1 protein-coding gene and 1 pseudogene are annotated in these 1,169 nt (G+C 61.5%); both read right to left on the bottom strand.

Annotation, left to right across the window (positions count from 1 at the left end):
- Window positions 1-641 (bottom strand): energy transducer TonB (locus tag FN369_RS01045; protein ID WP_142524366.1); only part of this gene is annotated, 641 nt, incomplete at its 3' end.
- Window positions 642-870: 229 nt separating this feature from the next.
- Window positions 871-1,169: pseudogene (locus tag FN369_RS10960) on the bottom strand (ATP-binding protein); the annotation flags it as partial.

Genomic DNA, 1,169 nt, shown 5'->3' with positions numbered 1-1,169 from the left:
ACAGCGGCCGCCGCCGATTGATCGAGATCGGAGAAACCGGAGCTGCGCACCACCCGCAGCGTTTCGACCCCACCCACTGGCGAGATCTTGACCCAGACCAAGACCACTCCCTGCTCCTTTTTTTGCCGAGCGGAGTCCGGATAGACGGGTGGGGGATTCCGCAGATAGTCAGGCTGCGCAAGCTGCGTTGGCCGCGCTGCCGAAGCTACCGCGAGCGCCGGCTTGGGCTTCGGTGGCACGATCACTTTTTTGGGTTGCGGCTTTCGGACCACGGCTTGTGCCATGTCATCCGGCTTGATCGGCTTCGGCTCCGGTACGGCCTGCTTGAGCGGCTCCGGTGCCGCCACGAGATCGACCGTCGCCGGGGGGAATATGGGTGCCGCTGCCTGCTTGATCTTGGGAGCGAAACTGATGCCGGCACCCAGAATGAGCGCCGCATGGAGCAGCAGCGAGAGGATCCATCCGGCGGTCCGCTCCCGACGTTCCGCCGGATCTTCCTGGAATAGTCTGGATTCTCGATTTTTGAAGGAATCGCGTGAGACCGGCGTAGGTGCTTGCGCCATGACGGCGGTAAGCTCTACCGGAAGTTTGTCCGGCCCATGCCATGGAACTCGGTTCTTGCGCTCTTGGAGAAGGATCATGGCAGATCTCCTTTCCGCTCTTTTGCTCGGCGTCGGTCCTCGGGGAAGGCACCGACAACCGGCCGGCGGATCCCGCGAGAACTACCCTGAGCGCTCTTTCAATCTGGTCCAACCTTACGATGCCGCCCTTTAAGAAATGGGGCGCCCTTAGTTTAACTTTTCTTCAAGTTGCGTTCCGATCTCGCTGCGCTTTCCGACGGATTTTCCGCTCGATGCGCCTGCGGATCTTTCATCGGAGCGTCTTCGGAAAGATCGTCAAGCGGGCGCAGTGCCATTCCCGGAAGGTGCGGTAAGCGATTCGCATGTTCCCGTGGCTGTGAACCAGGGCGGCTACGATCCGTTTCCCCACCCCAAGCCCGGATCCCTTTCCGCCGCTTCGCTTGATCCGGTTGCCGATGGAGACCACGACACGGTCGAGGCCGGGGCGGACGCGGATGAGGATGGCCCCTCTTCCATGGTGGAGGGCGTTGGAGACCAAATTGTAAAGGATTTGCTTCAGATAGGTCGGGTCGGCCTCGACCTCGGCGC

The sequence above is a fragment of the Methylacidimicrobium cyclopophantes genome (genome assembly GCF_902143385.2).
GTDB lineage: Bacteria > Verrucomicrobiota > Verrucomicrobiia > Methylacidiphilales > Methylacidiphilaceae > Methylacidimicrobium > Methylacidimicrobium cyclopophantes.
Note: the sequence above shows the minus strand (reverse complement) of the source record. Positions and strands in the feature narration are given on the sequence as shown.